The 25,118-nt window shown below is 64.3% G+C and carries 21 protein-coding genes; 18 read left to right on the forward strand and 3 right to left on the reverse strand.

Annotated elements, in window-relative coordinates:
* Positions 1-435 precede the first annotated feature (435 nt).
* The 12 genes from arcD (at position 436) to CC207_RS14655 (ending at position 14,644) form a co-directional block, all read left to right on the forward strand.
* The gene (arcD, locus tag CC207_RS14600) at positions 436-1,863 is read left to right on the forward strand and encodes an arginine-ornithine antiporter (protein WP_069016402.1); all 1,428 of its coding nucleotides are present in this window, start codon (positions 436-438) and stop codon (positions 1,861-1,863) included.
* A 33-nt stretch (positions 1,864-1,896) separates the two neighbouring features.
* Positions 1,897-3,150, forward strand: coding sequence for an arginine deiminase (arcA, locus tag CC207_RS14605; RefSeq protein WP_028691983.1), 1,254 nt, complete (start codon positions 1,897-1,899; stop codon positions 3,148-3,150).
* A 70-nt stretch (positions 3,151-3,220) separates the two neighbouring features.
* The gene (locus CC207_RS14610; RefSeq protein ID WP_028691984.1) at positions 3,221-4,231 is read left to right on the forward strand and encodes an ornithine carbamoyltransferase; all 1,011 of its coding nucleotides are present in this window, start codon (positions 3,221-3,223) and stop codon (positions 4,229-4,231) included.
* 86 nt (positions 4,232-4,317) lie between these two features.
* Positions 4,318-5,247 carry a carbamate kinase gene (arcC, locus tag CC207_RS14615; protein WP_088852323.1) on the forward strand — a complete coding sequence of 310 codons (930 nt, stop codon included), beginning with the start codon at positions 4,318-4,320 and terminating at the stop codon, positions 5,245-5,247.
* Positions 5,248-5,303: 56 nt separating this feature from the next.
* Positions 5,304-5,672 (forward strand): DUF5064 family protein, encoded by a 369-nt coding sequence (locus CC207_RS14620; RefSeq protein WP_028691986.1) that lies wholly within the window; start codon positions 5,304-5,306, stop codon positions 5,670-5,672.
* A gap of 119 nt (positions 5,673-5,791) precedes the next feature.
* Positions 5,792-7,300, forward strand: a complete 1,509-nt coding sequence (locus tag CC207_RS14625; protein ID WP_028691987.1) for a sigma-54-dependent transcriptional regulator — start codon at positions 5,792-5,794, stop codon at positions 7,298-7,300.
* A 281-nt stretch (positions 7,301-7,581) separates the two neighbouring features.
* On the forward strand, positions 7,582-7,965 hold the full coding sequence (gene gcvH / locus CC207_RS14630; protein ID WP_028691988.1) for a glycine cleavage system protein GcvH: 384 nt from the start codon (positions 7,582-7,584) through the stop codon (positions 7,963-7,965).
* A gap of 11 nt (positions 7,966-7,976) precedes the next feature.
* The gene (gene gcvP, locus CC207_RS14635) at positions 7,977-10,832 is read left to right on the forward strand and encodes an aminomethyl-transferring glycine dehydrogenase (protein WP_069016404.1); all 2,856 of its coding nucleotides are present in this window, start codon (positions 7,977-7,979) and stop codon (positions 10,830-10,832) included.
* 149 nt (positions 10,833-10,981) lie between these two features.
* Complete coding sequence (locus CC207_RS14640) at positions 10,982-12,358, forward strand: L-serine ammonia-lyase (protein WP_062360420.1); 1,377 nt, start codon at positions 10,982-10,984, stop codon at positions 12,356-12,358.
* A gap of 25 nt (positions 12,359-12,383) precedes the next feature.
* Complete coding sequence (gcvT, locus tag CC207_RS14645) at positions 12,384-13,505, forward strand: glycine cleavage system aminomethyltransferase GcvT (protein WP_088852324.1); 1,122 nt, start codon at positions 12,384-12,386, stop codon at positions 13,503-13,505.
* Positions 13,506-13,853: 348 nt separating this feature from the next.
* A complete protein-coding gene (locus tag CC207_RS14650; protein ID WP_069016406.1) occupies positions 13,854-14,066 on the forward strand; it encodes a cold-shock protein in 213 nt (70 codons plus the stop codon).
* A gap of 89 nt (positions 14,067-14,155) precedes the next feature.
* Positions 14,156-14,644: an RDD family protein gene (locus CC207_RS14655; RefSeq protein WP_028691993.1), complete on the forward strand. Its 489-nt coding sequence runs from the start codon at positions 14,156-14,158 to the stop codon at positions 14,642-14,644.
* A gap of 76 nt (positions 14,645-14,720) precedes the next feature.
* Here CC207_RS14655 and lptG read toward each other — a convergent pair whose 3' ends face one another.
* Both lptG and lptF read right to left on the reverse strand, forming a co-directional pair.
* Complete coding sequence (lptG, locus tag CC207_RS14660) at positions 14,721-15,782, reverse strand: LPS export ABC transporter permease LptG (RefSeq protein WP_028691994.1); 1,062 nt, start codon at positions 15,780-15,782, stop codon at positions 14,721-14,723.
* On the reverse strand, positions 15,775-16,890 hold the full coding sequence (gene lptF / locus CC207_RS14665; protein WP_062360416.1) for an LPS export ABC transporter permease LptF: 1,116 nt from the start codon (positions 16,888-16,890) through the stop codon (positions 15,775-15,777). The genes lptG and lptF overlap by 8 nt, the downstream gene beginning before the upstream one ends.
* Positions 16,891-17,184: 294 nt before the next feature.
* On the opposite strand from lptF, the gene CC207_RS14675 reads away from it, so the two are divergent.
* The 5 genes from CC207_RS14675 to rlmF all read left to right on the forward strand — a co-directional run bounded on the left by CC207_RS14675 (position 17,185) and on the right by rlmF (position 23,642).
* Complete coding sequence (locus tag CC207_RS14675; RefSeq protein ID WP_028691996.1) at positions 17,185-18,678, forward strand: leucyl aminopeptidase; 1,494 nt, start codon at positions 17,185-17,187, stop codon at positions 18,676-18,678.
* Between the two features lie 51 nt (positions 18,679-18,729).
* The gene (locus CC207_RS14680) at positions 18,730-19,158 is read left to right on the forward strand and encodes a DNA polymerase III subunit chi (protein WP_088852325.1); all 429 of its coding nucleotides are present in this window, start codon (positions 18,730-18,732) and stop codon (positions 19,156-19,158) included.
* Between the two features lie 5 nt (positions 19,159-19,163).
* Positions 19,164-19,538 (forward strand): hypothetical protein, encoded by a 375-nt coding sequence (locus CC207_RS14685; protein WP_028691998.1) that lies wholly within the window; start codon positions 19,164-19,166, stop codon positions 19,536-19,538.
* Between the two features lie 150 nt (positions 19,539-19,688).
* Complete coding sequence (locus tag CC207_RS14690; protein WP_088852326.1) at positions 19,689-22,535, forward strand: valine--tRNA ligase; 2,847 nt, start codon at positions 19,689-19,691, stop codon at positions 22,533-22,535.
* Between the two features lie 162 nt (positions 22,536-22,697).
* Positions 22,698-23,642 carry a 23S rRNA (adenine(1618)-N(6))-methyltransferase RlmF gene (rlmF, locus tag CC207_RS14695; protein WP_028692000.1) on the forward strand — a complete coding sequence of 315 codons (945 nt, stop codon included), beginning with the start codon at positions 22,698-22,700 and terminating at the stop codon, positions 23,640-23,642.
* Between the two features lie 56 nt (positions 23,643-23,698).
* Here the strand turns inward: rlmF and CC207_RS14700 are convergent, their stop codons facing one another.
* Positions 23,699-23,980: an HU family DNA-binding protein gene (locus tag CC207_RS14700; RefSeq protein WP_011535502.1), complete on the reverse strand. Its 282-nt coding sequence runs from the start codon at positions 23,978-23,980 to the stop codon at positions 23,699-23,701.
* A 391-nt stretch (positions 23,981-24,371) separates the two neighbouring features.
* Between CC207_RS14700 and yejK the strand changes: the two genes are divergently transcribed.
* Positions 24,372-25,118, forward strand: a 747-nt coding sequence (yejK, locus tag CC207_RS14705; protein ID WP_256582089.1) for a nucleoid-associated protein YejK, incomplete at its 3' end; no start/stop codon positions are given.

Raw genomic sequence — 25,118 nt, forward strand, 5'->3', positions numbered from 1 at the left:
CGCTCATGGGGCTCCTCGTGCGCAGGCGCGCGTGAACGACGTATTGTCCGACATTATTGTTACAAGTTTTTTATCAAATAAAGCCATTAAACCTATAGCACTCATAACCATGCTGTCTATCCCGACACCTTAATAAAAACCACATTAGTCGACTACTTGTCGGTTCGTCTAAACCCGTCGCTATTTGCTGTGAAAAATTTGCGAAAGCCGCAAAACGGACTAACTTCTCAGTTCGCAGGCGAAACGGAGCGTTTGCTCTGGAAGTACATGGAGGTGCCAGCACACAAGGCCTGCGTCAGAGCTGTCGGCATCCTCCAGGAGGCGCATGAGGGATTTTTCTGATCTTCATGCGGGCATGAACTGATCTAAGTCAGCGAATGATCCAGGCGTCAGATTTATTCTGAGGTCAACTTTCTCCTGGTACGGAGTCGTTAAATGTCTGATTCTCCCGGAAAACTAAAACTGGGTGCACTCGTTGCACTTGTCGTCGGCTCGATGATCGGTGGCGGGATCTTCTCGCTGCCCCAGAACATGGCCGCCAGCGCTGGCGTCGGCGCCGTGTTGATCGGCTGGGCCATCACCGCGGTGGGCATGCTCACCCTTGCCTTCGTCTTCCAGACCCTGGCCAACCGCAAGCCCGATCTTGACGGCGGGGTATACGCCTACGCCAAGGCCGGTTTCGGTGACTACATGGGCTTTTCCTCGGCCTGGGGCTACTGGATCAGTGCCTGGCTGGGCAACGTCGGCTACTTCGTGCTGTTGTTCAGCACCCTGGGGTATTTCTTCCCGGTGTTCGGCGAAGGCAATACCCCGGCGGCGGTGATCGGTGCTTCGATCCTGCTATGGGCCGTGCACTTCCTGGTGCTGCGCGGCATCAAGGAAGCCGCCTTCATCAACTTGGTCACCACAGTGGCCAAGGTCGTGCCGCTGGCGCTGTTCGCGCTGATCTGCCTGTTCGCCTTCAAGCTCGATGTCTTCACTGCGGACATCTGGGCGGTCGGCACGCCGGAGCTGGGCAGCGTGATGAACCAGGTGCGCAACATGATGCTGGTCACCGTGTGGGTGTTCATCGGCATCGAGGGCGCGAGCATCTTCTCCTCCCGTGCCGAAAAACGCTCTGACGTCGGCAAGGCCACGGTCATCGGCTTCGTCACCGTGCTGCTGTTCCTGGTGCTGGTCAACGTGCTGTCGCTGGGCGTGATGACCCAGCCGGAGCTGGCCAAGCTGCAAAACCCATCGATGGCCGCGGTGCTGGAACACGTGGTCGGCCACTGGGGCGCGGTGCTGATCAGCGTCGGCCTGATCATCTCGCTGCTGGGCGCCCTGCTGTCGTGGGTGCTGCTGTGCGCCGAGATCATGTTCGCCGCCGCCAAGGACCACACCATGCCGGAGTTCCTGCGCCGCGAGAACGCCAACCATGTGCCGGCCAACGCCCTGTGGCTGACCAACGCCATGGTGCAGATCTTCCTGTTCATCACCCTGTTCTCCAACAGCACCTACCTGTCGCTGATCTACCTCGCCACCTCGATGATCCTGGTGCCCTACCTGTGGTCGGCAGCCTACGCGGTGCTGCTGGCGGTGCGCAGCGAGACCTACGAACAGGCCCTGGCCGAACGCAAGAAAGACCTGATCATCGGCGGCATCGCCCTGCTCTACGCGATCTGGCTGCTGTACGCCGGCGGCGTGAAATACCTGCTGCTCTCGGCCCTGCTCTACGCCCCTGGCGCGATCCTGTTCGCCAAGGCCAAGCGCGAAGTTGGCCAACCGATCTTCACCAGCGTGGAAAAACTGATCTTCGCCGCCGTGGTCGCGGGCGCCCTGGTGGCAGCTTACGGCCTGTACGACGGCTTCCTGACTCTCTGAACCCCACGTCTTCGCTTTACAGGAGGATTCACCATGTCCACTGAGAAACAGAAATACGGCGTCCATTCCGAAGCCGGCAAGCTGCGCAAAGTGATGGTCTGCAGCCCGGGCCTGGCGCACAAGCGCCTGACCCCGAGCAACTGCGACGAACTGCTGTTCGACGACGTGATCTGGGTCGACCAGGCCAAACGCGACCACTTCGACTTCGTCACCAAGATGCGCGAACGCGGCGTCGATGTGCTGGAGATGCACAACCTGCTGACCGACATCGTCCAGCAACCCGAAGCGTTGAAGTGGATTCTCGACCGCAAGATCACCTCCGACACCGTCGGCGTCGGCCTCACCAATGAAGTGCGCAGCTGGCTCGAAGGCCTCGATCCACGCCACCTGGCCGAATTCCTGATCGGCGGTGTGGCCGGTCAGGACCTGCCGGAAAGCGAAGGTGCCAGCGTGGTCAAGATGTACAACGACTACCTGGGCCACTCCAGCTTCATCCTGCCGCCACTGCCCAACACCCAGTTCACCCGCGACACCACCTGCTGGATCTACGGCGGCGTGACGCTCAACCCGATGTACTGGCCGGCGCGACGCCAGGAAACCCTGCTGACCACCGCCATCTACAAGTTCCACAAGGAATTCACCAACGCCGACTTCCAGGTCTGGTACGGCGACCCGGACAAGGACCATGGCAACGCCACCCTCGAAGGCGGCGACGTGATGCCGATCGGCAAGGGCGTCGTGCTCATCGGTATGGGTGAGCGCACCTCGCGCCAGGCCATCGGCCAGCTGGCACAGAACCTGTTCGCCAAGGGCGCGGTGGAGAAAGTCATCGTCGCAGGCCTGCCCAAGTCCCGCGCCGCGATGCACCTGGACACCGTGTTCAGCTTCTGCGACCGCGACCTGGTCACGGTCTTCCCGGAAGTGGTCAAGGAGATCGTGCCGTTCATCATCCGTCCGGACGAAAGCAAGCCTTATGGCATGGACGTGCGCCGCGAGAACAAGTCGTTCATCGAGGTGGTCGGCGAGCACCTGGGGGTCAAGCTGCGCGTGGTCGAGACCGGCGGCAACAGCTTCGCCGCCGAACGCGAACAGTGGGATGACGGCAACAACGTGGTGGCCGTGGAGCCGGGCGTGGTCATCGGCTACGACCGCAACACCTACACCAATACCCTGCTGCGCAAGGCCGGGATCGAGGTCATCACCATCAGCGCCGGCGAGCTGGGCCGGGGCCGCGGCGGCGGTCACTGCATGACCTGCCCGATCGTGCGCGACCCTATCGACTACTAAACGTCCATCGCACCCGGTCGCCTCCACGAGACAGCGGCCGGGCACCTCACCGAATCCAAGGAGAACCGTCATGGCGTTCAACATCCACAACCGCAACCTGCTGAGCCTCGAACACCACAGCACCCGCGAGCTGAAGTACCTGCTGGACCTGTCCCGCGATCTCAAGCGCGCCAAGTACACCGGCACCGAGCAGCAGCACCTGAAGGGCAACAACATCGCCCTGATCTTCGAGAAGACCTCGACCCGCACCCGCTGCGCCTTCGAAGTCGCCGCCTACGACCAGGGCGCCAACGTCACCTATATCGACCCAAACTCCTCGCAGATCGGCCACAAGGAGAGCATGAAGGACACCGCCCGCGTGCTTGGGCGCATGTATGACGCCATCGAGTACCGTGGCTTCAAGCAGGAGATCGTCGAGGAACTGGCCAAGTTCGCCGGCGTGCCGGTGTTCAACGGCCTGACCGACGAGTACCACCCGACGCAGATGATCGCCGACGTGCTGACCATGCGTGAGCACAGCGACAAGCCGCTGCACGACATCAGCTACGCCTACCTGGGTGACGCCCGTAACAACATGGGCAACTCGCTGCTGCTGATCGGCGCCAAGCTCGGCATGGACGTGCGCATCGCCGCGCCCAAGGCCCTGTGGCCCCATGATGACCTGGTCGAGCGCTGCCAGAAATACGCCGAGGAGAGCGGCGCGCGTATCACCCTGACCGAAGACCCGAAAGCCGCGGTCAAGGGCGTCGACTTCGTCCACACCGACGTCTGGGTATCAATGGGCGAGCCGGTCGAGGCCTGGGGTGAGCGCATCAAGCTGCTGCTGCCCTACCAGGTGAACAAGGAACTGATGAAGTCCACCGGCAACCCACGCACCAAGTTCATGCACTGCCTGCCAGCGTTCCACAACTCCGAGACCAAGGTCGGCAAGCAGATCGCCGAACAGTACCCGCACCTGGCCAACGGCATCGAAGTGACCGATGACGTGTTCGAGTCGCCGGCGTGCATCGCCTTCGAGCAGGCGGAGAACCGCATGCACACGATCAAGGCGATCCTGGTGTCGACGCTGGCTGATCTCTGACAGCGGCCTTGACTCTGTGGGAGCCGGCTTGCCGGCTCCCACAGGTCCCGACCAGACTATTACATTTGCGCCAAAGGACATTTCCCATGCGTATCGTTGTTGCATTGGGCGGCAACGCCCTGCTGCGCCGCGGCGAGCCGATGACCGCCGACAACCAGCGCGCCAATATCCGCACTGCCACCGAACAGATCGCCAAGATCCACCCCGGCAACGAACTGGTCATCGCCCACGGCAACGGTCCGCAGGTCGGCCTGCTGGCCCTGCAGGGGCTGTCGTACAAGGCAGATGAAGCCTATCCACTGGACGTGCTCGGCGCCGAGACCGAGGGCATGATCGGCTACATGATCGAACAGGAGCTGGGCAACCTGCTGGACTTCGAGGTGCCGTTCGCCACCCTGCTGACGCAGGTCGAAGTGGACGCCAACGACCCGGCGTTCAAGGACCCGACCAAGTTCATCGGCCCGGTCTACGCCAAGGACGAGGCCGAGCGCCTGGCCAAGGAAAAAGGCTGGGTGGTCAAGCCCGACGGCGACAAGTACCGCCGCGTGGTGGCCAGCCCAAAACCCAAACGCATCTTCGAGATCCGCCCGATCAAGTGGCTGCTGGAAAAAAGCAGCATCGTGATCTGCGCCGGCGGCGGTGGTATCCCCACCCTGTACGACGAAAACCGCAAGCTCAAGGGTATCGAGGCGGTGATCGACAAGGACTTGTGCTCTGCCCTGCTGGCCGAGCAACTGGAAGCGGACCTGCTGATCATCGCCACCGACGTCGATGCGGCGTACATCGATTTCGGCAAGCCGACGCAGAAGGCCATCGCCCAGGCCCACCCGGACGAACTCGAGAAGCTGGGCTTCGCTGCCGGCTCCATGGGACCGAAGGTCCAGGCCGCCTGCGATTTCGCCCGTCACACCGGTAAGGTGGCGGTGATCAGCTCGCTGGAGAACATCGAGAACATCTTCAAGGGCACCGCCGGCACGCGGGTTTCCACCGCCAAGCCCGGTATCAGCTACCGTTGAATGCAGTTGGCGGGCGCCGGGCGCCCGCCGTTTTCAACCTTCCGGAGGAGTCTGCCATGGCCCAGTACGCGCCCGGTCATGTACACATTGAGCGCACCGCGCTGAACACCAACGACCACAGCTACGACCTCAATATCGAATACGAGGCGGCGACCGACCCCAAGGAAGGCAGAGGTATCCAGTTCCGCATGCACGGCCACATCGAGGGCAAGACCGTCGATGAGAAATTCTTCCTGGCCAAGGACCAGGTACTGCCGAGTTTTCTGATGCAGTTGAGCCGCAAGGCCCAGTCGTACCTGCCGCCACCGAAGAAGTTCGAGAACCTCGGCTCGCCGCACAAGCTGTATGACTACATGTTCGAAGACATTCGCACCACGCTGGATGTGAAGTCGGGCGACCCGATCAGGCCCGACCATCTGGAGTAATCCCAATCGCGGGGCAAGCCCGCTCCCACAAACCACGGGGTGGCGGGCTTGCCCCGCGATTGGGTTTCCACCATGGCCGAGGCATACTGACGCCCATCCCGGCCAAAGCCTCTCTCATCATGCGCATCCACGTCAGCTTCATCGACCGCGTCGGCATCACCCAGGAAGTCCTGGCCCTGCTCGGCGCCCGCAACCTGAACCTCGATGCCGTGGAGATGGTCCCGCCAAACGTCTACATCGACGCCCCGACCCTGAGCCCCGCCGTGCTTGAAGAGCTGCACGACGCCCTGCTCGAGGTGCACGGCGTGCAGTCGGTGGAAGTGGTCGACATCCTCCCCGGCCAGCGCCGCCACCTGCAGCTCGACGCCCTGCTCGCCGCCATGAGCGACCCGGTGCTGGCGGTGGACAGCGCGGGCAAGGTGCTGCTGGCCAACCCGGCGCTGATCGCCCTGTGCGGACGTGAGTCCGCCGGGCGTTCGGTGGGCGAACTGTTCGGTGATCCGGACCTGCTCCAGGCTCTGCTGGACAACAATTTCCACCTGCCCATGCGCGAAATGCAGTTGAACGGCCAGAGCCTACTGCTCGATGCCACGCCGATCACCCACGCCGGCGGCCTGCTGACCCTTTACCCGCCCAACCGCATGGGCGAGCGCCTGTCGGCGCTGCACCACGATCACGCCGAGGGTTTCGACGCCATGCTCGGCGACTCACCGGCAATCCGCACCCTCAAGGCCCGCGCCTTGCGCGTGGCCACCCTCGATGCGCCACTGCTGGTGCACGGCGAGACCGGCACCGGCAAGGAACTGGTGGCCCGTGCCTGCCACGCCATCAGCAGCCGCCATGCCGCGCCGTTCCTGGCCCTCAACTGCGCGGCGCTGCCCGAGAGCCTGGCCGAGAGTGAACTGTTCGGCTATGCCCCCGGCGCCTTCACCGGCGCGCAACGTGGCGGCAAGCCCGGGCTGATGGAGCTGGCCAACCAGGGCACGGTGTTCCTCGACGAGATCGGCGAGATGTCGCCCTACCTGCAGGCCAAGCTCCTGCGTTTTCTCAGCGACGGCAGCTTCCGCCGGGTCGGTGGTGACCGCGAGGTGAAAGTGGATGTGCGCATCATCAGCGCCACTCACCGCGATCTGGAACGCATGGTCGCCGAGGGCACCTTCCGCGAAGACCTGTTCTACCGCCTCAATGTCCTCAACCTGCAGGTGCCACCGCTGCGCGAGCGCGGCCAGGACATCCTGTCGCTGGCGCATTTCTTCATGCAGCAGGCCTGCACCCAGATCCAGCGCCCGGCCTGCCGCCTGGCCCCGGCCACGCACCCCGCACTGCTGGCCAACCCCTGGCCGGGCAACGTGCGCCAGCTGCAAAACGTGATCTTCCGTGCTGCGGCCATCTGCGAAAGCAACCTGGTAGACATCGGCGACCTCGACATCGCCGGCACCTCGGTGGCCCGTGGGCAGGATGGCGAGGTAGCAAGCCTGGAACAGGCGGTGGGGGATTTCGAGCGCGAACTGTTGCAGCGGCTGTATGCCAGCTACCCCTCGACCCGGCAGTTGGCGGGACGCTTGCAGACTTCGCACACGGCCATCGCCCAGCGCTTGCGCAAATATGGAATCCCAACCAGAGGTTGAAGCAGGCGCATCAATTGTATCGATTTCATTACACCGTATCGATATCGGTACACACCCATTTGCATGCGTCTTTGCAAGGGTTTGATCCCGCAACGCTTTTGATTCCCGGCCTACCTGTATCGATTTCGTTCCATAAAAATGACAAAAATCCTACTATATTTAGACAAGTAATTGATTAGTAAGGATTTTTAGTAGCTGGCCGCATTATTGCTAAGGGAATTCCAACCTTAAGAGCGCGGAGCCTACCGCGCCCAACGCCCCCTGCTTCCCGAGGAATTCCCATGAGCGAGTTGCGTTTCACCGAAGATCACGAATGGCTGCGCGTCGAAACTGACGGCAGCGTCACCGTGGGCATCACCGCCTACGCCCAGAACGCCCTTGGCGACGTGGTCTATGTGCAACTGCCGGAGCTGCAGCAGTACGACAAGGGCGCCGAAGCCTCCACCGTGGAATCGGTCAAAGCCGCCAGCGGCGTGTACATGCCGCTCACCGGTGAAGTGGTCGCTGTCAATGAAGGCCTGAACGACAGCCCCGAGCTGGTCAACGAAGACCCGCTGGGCGAAGGCTGGTTCTTCCGCTTCATCCCTGCCGACATGAGCGAAGTGAACGCCCTGCTCGACCAGGACGCCTACGACCGCCTGCTCAAAGCCAACGACGACGCCTGAGGTACCGCATCATGACCATCAACCTCGGCACCGCCAACGAGTTCATCGCCCGTCACATCGGCCCGCGCGCCGCTGACGAGCAGGCCATGCTCACCACCCTGGGCTTCGACTCGCTGGAAGCGATGACCGCCGCCGTCATCCCCGACAGCATCAAGGGCACCAGCGTGCTCGGCAGCGACGACGGCCAGAGCGAGGCCGACGCCCTCGCCGCGCTGAAGGCGATTGCCAGCAAGAACCAGCTGTTCAAGAGCTACATCGGCCAGGGCTACTACAACACCCACACCCCGGCACCGATCCTGCGCAACCTCCTGGAAAACCCGGCCTGGTACACCGCCTACACCCCGTACCAACCCGAGATCTCCCAGGGCCGCCTGGAAGCGCTGCTGAACTTCCAGACCCTGATCAGCGACCTCACCGGCCTGCCGATCGCCAACGCCTCGCTGCTCGACGAAGCCACCGCCGCCGCCGAGGCCATGACCTTCTGCAAGCGCCTGTCGAAGAACAAGGCCAGCCACGCCTTCTTCGCCTCCGTGCATTGCCACCCGCAGACCCTCGACGTGCTGCGCACCCGCGCCGAGCCGCTGGGCATCGAGGTGGTGGTGGGCGACGAGCGTGAACTGGGCGACGTCAGCGCCTTCTTCGGCGCCCTGCTGCAGTACCCGGGCAGCAACGGTGACGTGTTCGACTACCGCGAACTGGTGCAGCGCTTCCACGCCGCCGGCGCCCTGGTGGCCGTGGCCGCCGACCTGCTGGCCCTGACCCTGCTCACCCCGCCGGGCGAATTCGACGCCGACGTGGCCATCGGCAGCGCCCAACGCTTCGGTGTGCCACTGGGCTTCGGTGGCCCGCACGCGGCCTACTTCGCCACCCGCGATGCGTTCAAGCGCGACATGCCGGGCCGCCTGGTCGGCGTATCGATCGACCGCTTCGGCAAGAGCGCCCTGCGCCTGGCCATGCAGACCCGCGAGCAGCACATCCGCCGCGAGAAGGCCACCAGCAACATCTGCACCGCCCAGGTGCTGCTCGCCAACATTGCCAGCATGTACGCCGTGTACCACGGCCCAGCCGGCCTCAAGCGGATCGCCGAACGCACCCACGCGCTGACCGCGATCCTCGCTACCGGCCTGACCAAGCTGGGCATCAAGGTCGTCACCGGCGATTTCTTCGACACCCTGACCCTGGCCACGGGAGAGAGCACCAGCGCACTGCACGACAAGGCACGCGCCCAAGGCATCAACCTTCGCCAGGTCGACGCCGCCCAGCTGGGCCTGTCGCTGGACGAAACCAGCACCCAGGCCGATGTCGAGGCCCTGTGGCAGCTGTTCGCCGACGGCCAGGCCATCCCTGACTTCACCGCCCTGGCCAACACCATCGCCGTGCGCCTGCCGGCCGGCCTGCTGCGCCAGTCGGCAATCCTCGAGCACCCGGTGTTCAACCGCTATCACAGCGAAACCGAGCTGATGCGCTACCTGCGCCGTCTGGCCGACAAGGACCTGGCGCTGGACCGCAGCATGATCCCGCTGGGTTCGTGCACCATGAAGCTCAACGCCGCCAGCGAGATGATCCCGGTGACCTGGGCCGAGTTCGGCAACCTGCACCCGTTCGCCCCGGCCGAGCAGAGCCAGGGTTACCTGCAGATGACTACCGAGCTGGAAGCCATGCTCTGCGCCGCCACCGGCTATGACGCCGTGTCGCTGCAGCCCAACGCCGGCTCCCAAGGCGAGTACGCCGGCCTGTTGGCGATCCGCGCCTACCACCGCAGCCGCGGCGACAGCCACCGCGACATCTGCCTGATCCCGTCCTCGGCCCACGGCACCAACCCCGCCACCGCGCACATGGCCGGCATGCGCGTGGTGGTCACCGCCTGCGACGCCCGTGGCAACGTCGACATCGACGACCTGCGCGCCAAGGCCATCGAGCACCGTGAGCGCCTGGCGGCGATCATGATCACCTACCCGTCGACCCACGGCGTGTTCGAGGAAGCCATCGGCGAGATCTGCGCGATCATCCATGACAACGGCGGCCAGGTGTACATCGACGGCGCCAACATGAACGCCATGGTCGGCCTGTGCGCCCCGGGCAAGTTCGGCGGCGACGTCTCGCACCTGAACCTGCACAAGACCTTCTGTATCCCCCACGGCGGTGGCGGCCCGGGCGTCGGCCCGATCGGCGTCAAGTCGCACCTGGCGCCGTTCCTGCCCGGTCACGCCGCGCTGGAAAACACCCAGGGCGCGGTCTGTGCCGCACCCTTCGGCAGCGCCAGCATCCTGCCTATCACCTGGATGTACATTCGCATGATGGGTGGCGCCGGTCTCAAGCGCGCCTCGCAGATGGCGATCCTCAACGCCAACTACATCGCCCGCCGCCTGGAAGAGCACTATCCTGTGCTGTACACCGGTGGCAACGGCCTGGTGGCGCATGAGTGCATCCTCGACCTGCGTCCGCTCAAGGACACCAGCGGCATCAGCGTCGACGACGTGGCCAAGCGCCTGATCGACTTCGGCTTCCACGCCCCGACCATGTCCTTCCCGGTGGCCGGCACGCTGATGATCGAACCGACCGAAAGCGAGTCCAAAGAGGAACTGGACCGCTTCTGCAACGCGATGATCCAGATCCGCGAGGAGATTCGCGCCGTCGAGAACGGCAGCCTGGACAAGGACGACAACCCGCTGAAGAACGCCCCGCACACCGCGGCGGAGCTGGCCGGCGAATGGACCCACGGCTATAGCCGCGAGCAGGCGGTGTACCCGCTGCCGAGCCTGGTGGAAGGCAAGTACTGGCCACCGGTGGGCCGCGTCGACAACGTGTTCGGCGACCGCAACCTGGTCTGCGCCTGCCCGTCGATCGAGAGCTATCAGGACGTCTGATAGCTCTTCCATGCAGGAGTGAGCCTGTGGGAGCAGGCTTTGTGGGAGCGGGCTTGCCCCGCGATTTGCGGTATCGGCCCTATCGCGGGGCAAGCCCGCTCCCACGCAGTCCACTCCCGCGCATGCCGACTCACCCAGGAGGTTGCACCATGTCCCTGAGCGTCTTCGACCTGTTCAAGATCGGCATCGGCCCCTCCAGCTCGCACACGGTCGGGCCGATGCGTGCCGCCGCGCGCTTTGCCGAAGGCCTGCGCCGTGATGGCCTGCTGGCCGGTACGGCCACGGTCAAGGCCGAGCTGTACGGCTCGCTCGGCGCCACCGGCAAGGGCCACGGCAGCGACAAGGCCGTGCTGCTGGGCCTGGAAGGCGAACACCCCGATACCGTCGACACCGAGTCCATCCCAGCCCGCTTGCAGGCGATCCGCGACAGCGGCCACCTGCGCCTGCTCGGCGAGCACGAAATCGTCTTCGTCGAGAAGCAGCACCTGGCGATGATCCGCAAGCCGCTGGACTACCACCCCAACGGCATGATCTTCCGTGCCTTCGACCAGGCCGGGCTGCAGATCCGCAGCCGCGAGTACTACTCGGTGGGGGGCGGCTTCGTGGTCGACGAGGACGCGGCGGGCCATGACCGCATCGTCGAAGACAGCACCGTGCTGCCCTACCCGTTCAAGACCGGCAAGGAACTGCTCGGCCATTGCACCGCGCAGCACCTTTCGTTCAGCCAGGTGATGCTGGCCAACGAAGCCGCCTGGCGCCCGGAAGCCGAGACCCGTGCCGGCCTGCTGCGCATCTGGCAGGTGATGCAGGACTGCGTCGAGGCCGGCTGCCGCCACGAGGGCATCCTGCCCGGCGGGCTCAAGGTCAAGCGCCGGGCGCCGGCACTGTATCGCCAGCTCAGCCGCCATCCGGAGGCGAGCCTGCGTGATGCGCTGTCGGTGCTCGACTGGGTCAACCTTTATGCCCTGGCGGTGAACGAGGAAAACGCCTACGGCGGCCGCGTGGTCACCGCACCGACCAACGGCGCGGCCGGCATCGTCCCGGCGGTGCTGCACTACTACATGCGCTTCGTCCCCGGTGCCAATGAGGACGGCGTGGTGCGCTTCCTGCTCACCGCGGCGGCGATTGGCATCCTCTACAAGGAAAACGCCTCGATCTCCGGCGCCGAGGTCGGCTGCCAGGGCGAGGTCGGCGTGGCCTGCTCGATGGCCGCCGGCGCCCTGTGCGAAGTGATGGGGGGTACCCCGCAGCAGGTGGAAAACGCCGCCGAGATCGGCATGGAACACAACCTGGGCCTGACCTGCGACCCCATCGGCGGGCTGGTGCAGGTGCCCTGTATCGAGCGCAACGCCATGGGCTCGGTGAAGGCGATCAACGCGGTGCGCATGGCCCTGCGCGGCGACGGGCAGCATTACGTCTCACTCGACAAGGTCATCCGCACGATGCGCCAGACCGGCGCCGACATGAAAAGCAAATACAAGGAGACCGCCCGCGGCGGTCTGGCCGTCAACATCATCGAATGTTGACCCGAACAAAAACGAGGAGTCACCGATGTCCGAAACACTGCACAAGACCCCACTGCACGCCCTGCACCTGGAGCTGGGAGCACGCATGGTGCCCTTCGCCGGCTACGACATGCCGGTACAGTACCCGCTGGGCGTGCTCAAGGAGCACCTGCATACCCGCGAGCAGGCCGGCCTGTTCGACGTCTCGCACATGGGTCAGATCATCCTGCGCGGCAGCGACGCCGCCCGTGCCCTGGAAACCCTGGTGCCGGTGGACATCGTCGACCTGCCGGTGGGCATGCAGCGCTACGCCATGTTCACCAACGCCGAGGGCGGCATCCTCGACGACCTGATGGTCGCCAACCTCGGTGACGACACCCTGTTCCTGGTGGTCAACGCCGCCTGCAAGGACCAGGACCTGGCGCACCTGCGCAACCATATCGGTGATCGCTGCGAGATCCAGCCACTGTTCGAGCAGCGCGCCCTGCTCGCCCTGCAAGGCCCGGCGGCGGTCAAGGTGCTGGAACGCCTGGCCCCGGAAGTGGCCGGCATGACCTTCATGCAGTTCCGCCCGGTCAGCCTGCTCGGCAACGATTGCTTCGTCAGCCGCTCGGGCTACACCGGCGAGGACGGCTACGAGATCTCGGTGCCGGCCGCCGCCGCCGAAGCCCTGGCCCGCCGCTTGCTGGCCGAGCCCGAGGTCCAGCCGATCGGCCTGGGCGCGCGCGACTCGCTGCGCCTGGAAGCCGGCCTGTGCCTGTACGGCCACGACATGGACACCACCACCACCCCGATCGAGGCCAGCCTGCTGTGGGCCATCTCCAAGGTGCGCCGCGCCGATGGCACCCGCGCGGGCGGCTTCCCTGGCGCCGACACCGTGTTCGCCCAGCAACAGGCTGGCGTGGCGCGCAAGCGGGTCGGCCTGCTGCCCCAGGAACGCACGCCTGTGCGTGAGGGCGCGCAGATCGTCGACCAGGCTGGCAAGGTGGTCGGCGAAGTGTGCAGCGGCGGCTTCGGTCCGACGCTCGGCGCGCCCGTGGCCATGGGCTATGTCGATAGCGAACATGCGGCCCTCGACACGGCGTTGTTTGCCGTCGTCCGTGGCAAGCAAGTTGCCCTGAAGGTCAGCAAAATGCCTTTCGTGGCACAACGTTACTACCGTGGCTGAATGAGTGGATTGGACGGGTTCGACATATTCGTTTTCGAACCTGTCCAATAACTTCTGAACATAGCGCCAGCCCAGGCGCCACGCCGTTTCCGACAAATCGTTCGGTTATCGGGAAAACCCTGATTTTCACCCGCTGGAAGGGCTTGTTTTTCGCTCGGCAGTTGGCGTAGAGTCATCGCACTGTGTTTGCATGGGTCGCAACAGTTCGTGACCTGGGCCAGTAGCCGCAATCTGCTACAACCCGTTCGACGTCTCTTACTTTCCTGCAACCCAGCCCGGTAATCTTTCGCATAAAAAATGATGCGAAAGTAACTGTCATTAAAATTGAGTTTCATAGGAAGAAAGACAATGTCGACTCGTCAGAACGGTACCGTCAAGTGGTTTAACGACGAAAAAGGTTACGGCTTCATCACCCCAGAAAGCGGTGCTGATCTGTTTGTTCACTTCCGTGCCATCGAAGGCAACGGCTTCAAGAGCCTGAAAGAAGGCCAGAAAGTCACCTTCGAAGCCGTGCAAGGCCAGAAAGGCCTGCAGGCTGACAAAGTTCAGGTTGTCGCATAAGCGATTACCCGACTCAAAAAGCCCCTGCCAAGTGCAGGGGTTTTTTTTTGCCCGTAGAATGGCGGCCTCGCCATTCGGAGCCGTCCTGCATGTCCAAGCCCCTGCTCTCACCCCAGGGTGATTTCCCCCCCGTCGGCCTGGGTCGCCGGCTGGCGGCGATGTTCTATGACTTCCTGCTGTGCACCGCCCTGCTGATCGTCACCGCCGGCGCCTACAAGATGATCCAGATGGCGATCATCGGTGAGGCGCGCATGCGTGAGCTGACAGAAGCCGGCGCGCTGGATGGCGACCCGCTGCTGTCGACGATCCTGCTGTTCGCCCTGTTCGGCTTCTTCGCCAAGTTCTGGACCCACGGCGGCCAGACCCTGGGCATGCAGGTGTGGGGGGTGCGGGTGCAGAACGCCGACGGCAGCGCCATCAGCCTGTGGCAGGCGCTGCTGCGCTTTCTGGTGTCGATCGCCTCGTGGCTGTGCCTGGGGCTGGGGTTCTTCTGGTCGCTGATCGACAAGCGGCAGCGCAGTTGGCACGACATCTACTCCGAGACCCAGCTGGTGCGCCTGCCCAAGCGCAAGAAGTAGCCTGGGCGGACATCATCGTCATGTTGCGCACAAAAAAGCCGACCCCAGGGTCGGCTTCTTTGTGTGGCTCAGGCCATCAACCCGCCCGGCGCATCAACCACAATCCGGCCAGCGCGCAGATCCCAGCGGGGATCACCACTGCCAGCAACGGTGGGAAGCCGAACACCTGGCTCGATGGCCCCAGCAGGTCCCCGGCGATGCGGAACACGAAGCCCACCAGCACGCCAGTGAACACGCGCTGACCCAGGGTCACGGAACGCAGCGGGCCGAAGATGAACGAGATCGCCATCAATACCAGCGCCGCGGTGACCAGCGGCTGCAGGACCTTGGTCCAGAACGCCAGCCAGTAGCGCGAGTTGTTCAGCCCCTGGTCGGCCAGATAATGGATATAGTCCCACAGCCCGGTGATCGACAGCGACTCCGGCGCCAGCACCACGGTGTTGAGCAGCTCCGGCGTCACCGAGACGTCCCACACTTCCTCGGGGCTCTTGACCACTTCGGTGTGGTCGCCGCGGAAGTACGTGGTGGAGACATCGTTGAGCATCCACTTGCCTTCGACGTACTGCGCCCGGCGGGCGAAGCTGGAGGTCTGGATCTTGCGCTCGGCGTCGAAGCGGTAGCGGGTCACGCCCAGCAGCAGGCCATTGGGCTGCACCGAGTTGATGTGCACGAACTCCTCGCCCTGGCGGTGCCACATACCGCGCTTGGAGCTTTGCGCCTCGCCACCGCCCTGGGCCAACGAACGGTCGGCCTGGGCCTTGTTCTCGGTTACCGGGGCCACGTACTCGCCGATCAGCAGGCCGACCAGCATCAGCACCAGCATCGGCTTCATCACCGCCCAGACGATGCGACCGATGGACACACCGGCGGCGCGCATGATGGTCAGTTCGCTGCTGCTGGCCAGGCTGCCCAAGCCGATCAGGCAGCCGATCAGGGCCGCCATCGGCAGCATGTCGTAGAGCCGCCGAGGGGCGGTCAGCAGGACGAAGCTGCCAGCGTCCAGGAAGGTGTAGGTCGCGCTCAGGTCATTCAGTTCGTCGATCAGGGCAAACAGCGACGCCAAGCCGAGGATGATGCCGAGCACGGCGACGATCGCCAGCAGCACGCTCTTGCCGATGTAGCGGTCCAGTTTAACCACGGGCCACCTCCGCACGACGGGCAGCGCGCTTGAGACGCAGCGGCTCCCAGTACATCAGCGCCAGGCCGATCAGCAGGAACAGGCCATGGACCCACCACATGCCCAGCGAGATGGGCAGCTTGCCCTTCTCCAGGGCGCTACGCACGGAAATCAGCATCGTCAGATAGGCCATGTACAAAAGGATCGCCGGCAGCAGCTTGAGGAAGCGGCCCTGGCGTGGGTTGACGCGCGACAGCGGCACCGCCAGCAACGTCACGACGAACACCAGCAGTGGCAGCGACAGGCGCCATTGCAGCTCGGCACGCTCGCGAATGCCTTCCTGCCCGAACAGTTCGGAAGTCGGGATCGCTTCGCGCTCGGTGACTTCCTCGGCGACTTCCGGCTTGGGCAGCAGCACGCCGTAGGTGTCGTACTTGATCGCCCGGTAGTCGGCCTGGCCTGGGTTGCCGTCGTAGCGGTAGCCGTTCTCCAGTACCAGGTAACGGTTGCCGTCGGCCTGCACTTCCTGGTGGCCCTTTTCGGCGACCAGCACCGAAGGCGCGCGGTCCTTGGTCTTGTCCTGGTTGAAGCGTTTCTCGGAGATGAACACCCCGCCGAGCTTGATGCGGTCATCGGACAACTGCTCGGTGTAGGTCACCCGGGAGCCGTCGCGCAAGGTCTGGAAACGGCCCGGCACCAGGGTGTCGAACTCGGTCAGGGCATCCTGCTGGGCGATGATCTTCTGCACCTGGGCAACGCCCAGGGGCGCCAGGCTCAGGCTCAGCCAGGCGACCAAGAGGGCCACCAGCGCCGCCGGCACCATGGTCACGGTCAGCAGGCGTTGCTGGCTCATGCCGGTGGCCGACAGCACGGTCATCTCGCTTTCGAGATAGAGCCGGCCATAGGCGAGCAGGATGCCGAGGAACAGCCCCAGCGGCAGGATCAGTTGCAGGAAGCCCGGCAGGCGGAACCCCATGATCATGAACAGCACGCTTGGATCGAGCGCGCCCTGGGCCGCCTGGGCCAGGTATTTGATGAAGCGCCCGCTCATGATGATCACCAGCAGCACGGCGCTGACGGCGCTCAAGGTCACCAGGACCTCGCGGGACAGATAACGAAAGACGATCAAACCAGACACTCCTGGGTTGTCAGGGGCGGACAGCCAAACGAACGATTCGGACAGCCAAGACCAATGCCGGTTCGCCAAGGCGAACCTCCATGTAAAAGTGCGCGCATTATCCTGTGATTGACCGCGCCTGTCACTTGGCCACGCAGCATGGCGCATATCGGGGTTGTCATTGTGCTCGCGGCAGGCTCAAACTGGCAGCTTTTCCGCTGGCAGGCATCGCCCGCCAGCCGCGTGTTCCGAGCGCCTGCACAAGACAGCGCCCACTGACAGACAGATCATTCGGGGACCCCAGACATGGAATTGGTTGTAAAGAGCGTAGCCGCTGTATCCGTCAAGACCGCGACCTTGGTCGTACCCGTCGGTGAAGGGCGCAAGCTCGGCGCCACCGCCAAGGCCGTCGACCAGGCCAGCGAAGGCGCGATCAGCGCGCTGCTCAAGCGTGGCGACCTGGCCGGCAAGCCGGGCCAGACCCTGCTGCTGCACAGCCTGCCGGGCCTGAAGGCCGAGCGCGTGCTGCTGGTCGGCAGCGGCAAGGACGAAGCCCTCGGCGATCGCGCCTGGCGCAAGCTGGTCGCCAGTGTTGCCGGCGTACTCAAGGGACTGGGCGGCAGCGACGCCGTGCTGGCCCTGGACGACATCGCCGTCACCGGCCGCGACGGCCACTACGGCAAATACCGCCTGCTGGCCGAGACCCTGCTCGACGGCAACTACGTGTTCGACCGCTACAAGAGCCAGAAGGCCGAACCCCGCGCCATCAAGAAAGTCACCCTGCTCACCGCCAAGGCTGGCCAGGCCGAGGCCGAGCGCGCCGTCAAGCACGCCAGCGCCATCGCCACCGGCATGGCCTTCACCCGCGACCTGGGCAACCTGCCGCCGAACGTCTGCCACCCGAGCTTCCTCGCCGAGCAGGCCAAGGACCTGGGCAAGGCACACAAAGGCCTCAAGGTCGAGGTGCTGGACGAGAAGAAGATCAAGGACCTGGGCATGGGCGCGTTCTACGCCGTGGGCCAGGGCAGCGACCAGCCACCGCGGCTGATCGTGCTCAACTACCAGGGCGGCAAGAAGAGCGAGAAACCGTTCGTGCTGGTCGGCAAGGGCATTACCTTCGACACCGGCGGCATCAGCCTCAAGCCCGGCGCCGGCATGGACGAGATGAAATACGACATGTGCGGCGCCGCCAGCGTGTTCGGCACCCTGCGCGCCGTGCTCGAGCTGCAACTGCCGATCAACCTGGTGTGCCTGCTGGCCTGCGCCGAGAACATGCCGAGCGGCGGCGCCACCCGTCCGGGTGACATCGTCACCACCATGAGCGGGCAGACCGTCGAGATCCTCAACACCGACGCCGAAGGCCGCCTGGTGCTGTGCGATACCCTCACCTACGCCGAGCGCTTCAAGCCACAGGCGGTGATCGACATCGCCACCCTGACCGGCGCCTGCATCGTCGCCCTGGGCAGCCACACCTCGGGCCTGATGGGCAACGACGACGCGCTGGTCGGCCAACTGCTGGACGCCGGCAAGCGTGCCGACGACCGCGCCTGGCAGCTGCCGTTGTTCGACGAGTACCAGGAGCAACTGGACAGCCCGTTCGCCGACATTGCCAACATCGGTGGGCCGAAGGCCGGCACCATCACCGCCGGCTGCTTCCTGTCGCGCTTCGCCAAGGCCTACCACTGGGCGCACCTGGACATCGCCGGCACCGCCTGGATCAGCGGCGGCAAGGACAAGGGCGCCTCGGGTCGTCCGGTGCCGCTGCTCACCCAGTACCTGCTGGACCGCGCCGGCGCCTGATGGCGCAAGATCGGTGGCGCCCCGCGCGCCACCGGTCGGCACTGAACGATCATGAGCAAAGTCGATTTCTACATCCTGCCCAGCGACTCGCTGTCGGTGCGGCTGGGTTTCGCCTGCAAGCTGTGTGAAAAGGCCTGGCGCCTCGGCCACCGGATCTACCTGCATTGCCAGGACGAGGCACAACGCAGCGAGCTCGACCTGCGCCTGTGGCAGTTCAAGGGCGAGGCCTTCGTGCCCCACGACCACGCCGAACAGCACCCGGACGCCATTGTCGCGCTGGGTGTCGGCACTGATGCCGGCGAACACCGTGACCTGCTGATCAACCTGGGCGGCGATGTTCCCGCCTTCGTCGGCCAGTTCGAGCGGGTCGCCGAGATCGTCGTCGAGGAACCGGCCATCCGCCTGGCCGCCCGCGAGCGATTCCGTTTCTACCGCGAACAGGGCTATGCTCTGCAAGATCACCGCTTACAGCGACTCTGACGACGATGGACAAGCAGCTGAACTCCCTGACCCATTCCGCCCACCTGCTCGACGACCTCGAGTCGATCCGCGAGCTGCTGGGCGACGCCGACCTGCAACCGCCGCTGCTGACCGAGACGGTGGAGCAGATTCCCCTGTTGCTCGACGAGCCGAGCGTTGCGCCGCCCGTCGCCGAGGCAGCGCCGGTAGCGGCCCCGGCACCTGAAGAGGATGCCCAGACCCGCCGCCAGGACACCCTGCTGCACCTGGACGCCGAACTGCGCGCCGCCGCGCAACTGATCATGCAGGACGTGATCAACGACTTTACCCCGCACATCGAGACCGAAATCAAGCGTCGCCTCGATGCACGGCTGGAGCGGTTGCTCAAGCGCTCCGAGTAACCATTCGTCCGGATCGCGGGGCAAGCCCGCTCCCACGACAACACATGGGAGCGGGCTTGCCCCGCGATGGGCGCTACACCTGTCTTGAAGCGCGCAGCTTGGTTATACTTCCCGGCTTTCCCGAATTAATGCCTAAGGGTCCCGCCGCGCATGGATAAGACCTACCAGCCGCACGCCATCGAAACTTCCTGGTACAACACCTGGGAGTCCGAGAACTATTTCGCTCCACAAGGTGCAGGCGAGTCCTACACCATCATGATCCCGCCACCGAACGTGACCGGCAGCCTGCACATGGGCCACGGTTTCAACAACGCGATCATGGACGCGCTGATTCGTTTCCGCCGCATGCAGGGTCGCGACACCCTGTGGCAACCGGGCACCGACCACGCCGGTATCGCCACCCAGATGCTGGTGGAGCGCCAGCTCGAAGCCAAGGGCCAGAACCGTCACGACCTCGGTCGTGAGAAGTTCCTGGAGAAGGTCTGGGAGTGGAAGGATCAATCGGGCGGCAACATCAGCCGCCAGATCCGCCGCCTGGGCTCGTCGGTGGACTGGAGCCGCGAACGCTTCACCATGGACGACGGCCTGTCGGAAGCGGTCAAAGAGGCTTTCGTGCGCCTGCACGAGGACGGCCTGATCTACCGCGGCAAGCGCCTGGTCAACTGGGACACCAAGCTGCACACGGCGATTTCCGACCTCGAAGTGGAGAACCACGACGAGAAGGGCCACCTGTGGAACCTGCGCTACCCGCTGGCCGACGGCGCCAAGACCGCCGAAGGCAAGGACCACCTGGTGGTCGCCACCACCCGTCCGGAAACCCTGCTCGGTGACGTCGCCGTCGCCGTCAACCCGACCGACGAGCGCTACCAGGCGCTGATCGGCAAGTTCGTCGAACTGCCGCTGGTCGGCCGCCGCATCCCGATCGTCGCCGACGACTACTGCGACCCCGAGTTCGGCACCGGCTGCGTGAAGATCACCCCGGCCCACGACTTCAACGACTATGAGGTCGGCAAGCGCCACAACCTGCCGCTGCTCAATATCTTCGACAAGAACGCCACCGTGCTGGCCGCCGTGCAGGCGTTCAACCTCGATGGCAGCGTCAACGAAGGTATCGACACCTCGCTGCCAGCCCAGTACGCCGGCCTCGACCGCTTCGTCGCGCGCAAGCAGATGGTCGCCGACCTGGACGCCCAGGGCCTGCTGGTCAGCATCGACGACCACGCCCTGAAGGTCCCGAAGGGCGACCGTTCCGGCACCGTCATCGAGCCGTGGCTGACCGACCAGTGGTATGTCTCCACCAAGCCGCTGGCCGAGCCTGCCATTGCCGCCGTGGAAGACGGCCGCATCCAGTTCGTACCCAAGCAGTACGAGAACATGTATTTCTCCTGGATGCGCGACATCCAGGACTGGTGCATCAGCCGCCAGCTGTGGTGGGGCCACCGCATCCCGGCCTGGTACGACGAGGCCGGCCAGGTCTACGTCGGCCGCGACGAGGCCGAAGTGCGCGCCAAGCACAACCTGGGCAGCGAGGTAAAACTGCGTCAGGACGACGACGTGCTCGACACCTGGTTCAGCTCGGGCCTGTGGACCTTCTCCACCCTGGGCTGGCCGGAACAGACCGAGTTCCTGAAGAAATTCCACTCCACCGACGTGCTGGTCACCGGCTTTGACATCATCTTCTTCTGGGTCGCCCGGATGATCATGCTGACGATGCACCTGATCAAGAACGAGGACGGCACCCCGCAGGTACCGTTCAAGACCGTCTATGTGCACGGCCTGGTCCGCGACGGCCAGGGCCAGAAGATGTCCAAGTCCAAGGGCAACGTCCTCGACCCGCTGGACATCGTCGACGGTATCACCCTCGACGCCCTGCTGGAAAAACGCACCAGCGGCATGATGCAGCCCAAGCTTGCCGAGAAGATCGCCAAGCAGACCAAGGCCGAGTTCCCCGAAGGCATCGCCAGCTACGGCACCGACGCCCTGCGCTTCACCTTCTGCTCGCTGGCCTCCACCGGTCGTGACATCAAGTTCGACATGGGCCGCGTCGAAGGCTACCGCAACTTCTGCAACAAGATCTGGAACGCCGCCCGCTACGTGCTGGACAAGGGCGAGGACTGCGGCCAGAACGGCGAGGCCTACGAGCTGTCGCTGGCCGACCGCTGGATCATCTCGCAGCTGCAGCGCACCGAAGCCGAGGTTACCCGTCAGCTCGAGCAATTCCGCTTCGACCTGGCCAGCCAGGCCCTGTACGAGTTCATCTGGAACCAGTACTGCGACTGGTACCTGGAGCTGTCCAAGCCGGTGCTGTGGGACGAGAACGCCCCGGTCGAGCGCGCCCGTGGCACCCGTCGCACCCTGGTGCGCGTGCTGGAAGTCGCCCTGCGCCTGGCGCACCCGTTCATGCCGTTCATCACCGAAGAGATCTGGCAGCGCATCGCGCCGCTGGCCGGCATCGAAGGCAAGACCATCATGCTGCAGCCATGGCCTGAAGCGAATGAAAGCCGCATCGACGCCGCCGCCGAAGGCGACATCGAGTGGCTCAAGGAGCTGATGGTGGGCCTGCGCAACATCCGCGCCGAGATGAACATCGGCCCGGGCAAGCCGCTGCCGCTGTTCCTGAAGAACGCCAACGCCGACGACCAGCATCGCCTGCAGGAAAACGAAGCCCTGCTGAAGAAACTGGCCAAGGTCGAGTCGTTCACCGTGCTCGGTGAGCAGGACGAAGCGCCGCTGTCGGCCACCGCGCTGGTGGGTGACCTGCAGGTGCTGGTGCCGATGGCCGGCCTGATCGACAAGGACGCGGAACTTGCGCGCCTGAGCAAGGAGATCCAGCGCCTGCAGGGCGAGGTCCAGCGCGTGGGTGGCAAGCTGTCCAACGCCGCCTTCGTCGACAAGGCACCGCCTGCGGTGATCGAGAAGGAACGCGCCAAGCTGGCCGAGTCGGAGCAGGCCCTGGCCAACTTCACCGAGCAGCATGCGCGGATTGCGGCGCTGTAACAACCTGATAGACCGCTGGGGCCGCGTTGCGGCCCTTTCGCGACACAAGGCCGCTCCCACAGGACGGCGCCAGCTTGAAAGGCGCCACTATCCTGTGGGAGCGGCCTTGTGTCGCGAAAGGGCTGCAAAGCAGCCCCAGGGCCTGCAACACCGGATCCGACCATGACCAACAAACCCACCCTGCATCCGCGCAATCGCCACCAGGGCCGCTACGACTTCCCCGCCCTGATCAAGGCGCACCCGGACCTGGCCCGCTTCACCATCACCAACCCCTACGGCAAGCCCAGCATCGACTTTGCCAACCCCGAGGCCGTGCGGGTGTTCAACCGCGCCCTGCTCAAGGCCCAGTACGGCATCCAGCACTGGGACATCCCGACCGACTACCTGTGCCCGCCGATCCCCGGCCGCGCCGACTACATCCATGTACTGGCCGACCTACTGGGCGAAGACAACGGTGGCGAAATCCCCCGCGGCGCCCAGGTGCGCGCCCTGGATATCGGCGTCGGCGCCAACTGCATCTACCCCCTGCTCGGCCACAGCGACTACCGCTGGCGCTTCACCGGCTCCGACATCGACGGCGTGGCCCTGGCCTCGGCCAAGGCCATCGTCCAGGCCAACAAGCTCGACAAGGCCATCAGCCTGCGCCAGCAAGCGCAGCCCAGGCACATCCTCAGTGGCTTGCTGCAGGCCGACGAACGCTTCGACGTCACCCTGTGCAACCCGCCGTTCCACGCCTCCCGCGAGGAAGCCACCCGCGGCAGCCAGCGCAAGTGGAAGAATCTCGGCAAGCAGGACCCCAAGCGCAAGCTGCCAGTGCTGAACTTTGGCGGACAGAACAACGAACTGTGGTGCGAAGGTGGCGAGATCCGCTTTGTCAGCCAACTGGTCGCTGAAAGCGTGCAGTACGCGGCCCAGGTGCTGTGGTTCACCAGCCTGGTGTCCAAGGCCAGCAACCTGCCGGGCATCGAGGCGGCCTTGAAGAAGGCCGGGGTGAAGGCCGTGCGCATCGTCGAGATGGGCCAGGGGCAGAAGCAGAGCCGCATGGTCGCCTGGAGCTTCCAGGACGACAGCGCACGCCAGCAATGGCATGCCGCGCGCAAATCATAGGCATGAAAAAACCGCGCCCGGGCAAGCCGGGCGCGGTTTCGTCAACGCATCAACAATTACTTGTTGATCGAGTCGGTCAGCACTTTGGCTGGAACGAACTTGACGACTTTCTTGGCAGCGATTTCGATGGCAGCGCCAGTCGAAGGGTTGCGGCCGGTACGGGCAGGACGCTCGGAGACTTTCAGCTTGCCGATGCCTGGCAGGGTGATTTCGGCGCCGTTTTCCAGTTGGTCGGCAACGATCTGGCCCAGTTGCTCCAGAGCAGCGCGCGCGGTGGTTTTCGGCGCGTCGATGGATTCAGCGATGTCGGCAATCAGTTGGTCTTTGGTCAGTGCCATGGTGGTGTTCCTTCCCTATCAAATCAGAGGTTGTGCAGCATGCTAGGTCGGTGGTCGGGCCAGCCCGGGACAATCCAGAGGCCGCGTCGATCGCGTATGTAGATACGCAAATCGGCGTTTGGTTCGACACCGCGCAAGCGATCTGCCAGCAATGCGCCACCCAAGGGGCGCAAGACCGCGCAAAGCTACCACAGGAATCGAGAAATATCCGCTGTCGACATTGATTTTGTGCAGGTTTTTCGGGGGTTTTCGGAAAAATCGCAAAAAAATGAACAAAAAACGAACAACCGCCATTTGTGCCAATATCTGGCCACTGCATCGCCCCCGCCCTGAGGTAAACTGAGCGACTTTTGCAGCGCGGCTTTTCACCGCTCAGACCACCGAGAATTCCATGCCAATCCGTCATTGCATCGTTCACCTGATCGACAAGAAGCCCGATGGCAGCCCCGCCGTGCTCCATGCGCGCGACAGCGAACTGGCAGCCTCCGACGCCATCGAGAACCTGCTGGCCGACCTCAACGACAGCTACAACGCCAAGCAAGGCAAAGCCTGGGGCTTTTTCCATGGCGAGTCCGGCGCCTACCCGTTCAGCGGCTGGCTCAAGCAGTACCTGGATGAGGAAAAGGACTTCGCCGCCTTCAGCCGCGTCGCCGTCGAGCACCTGCAGAAGCTGATGGAAGAGTCCAACCTTTCCACCGGTGGCCACGTGCTGTTCGCCCATTACCAGCAGGGCATGACCGAGTACCTGGCCATCGCCCTGCTGCACCACAGCGAAGGCGTGGCGGTGAACGCCGAACTCGACGTCACACCGTCGCGCCACCTGGACCTGGGCCAGTTGCACCTGGCGGCGCGGGTCAACCTGTCCGAGTGGAAGAACAACCAAAACTCCAAGCAGTACATCTCGTTCATCAAGGGCAAGAACGGCAAGAAGGTCTCGGATTATTTCCGCGACTTCATCGGCTGCCAGGAAGGCGTCGACGGCCCGGGTGAAACCCGCACCCTGCTCAAGGCCTTCAGCGACTTCGTCGAGAAAGAAGACCTGCCGGAAGAGTCTGCCCGGGAAAAAACCCAGACCCTGGTCGACTACGCCACCACCCAGACCAAGCTGGGCGAGCCGGTGACGCTGGAGGAACTCTCC

The organism is Pseudomonas sp. DrBHI1 (genome assembly GCF_002205115.1).
Lineage (GTDB): Bacteria > Pseudomonadota > Gammaproteobacteria > Pseudomonadales > Pseudomonadaceae > Aquipseudomonas > Aquipseudomonas mosselii.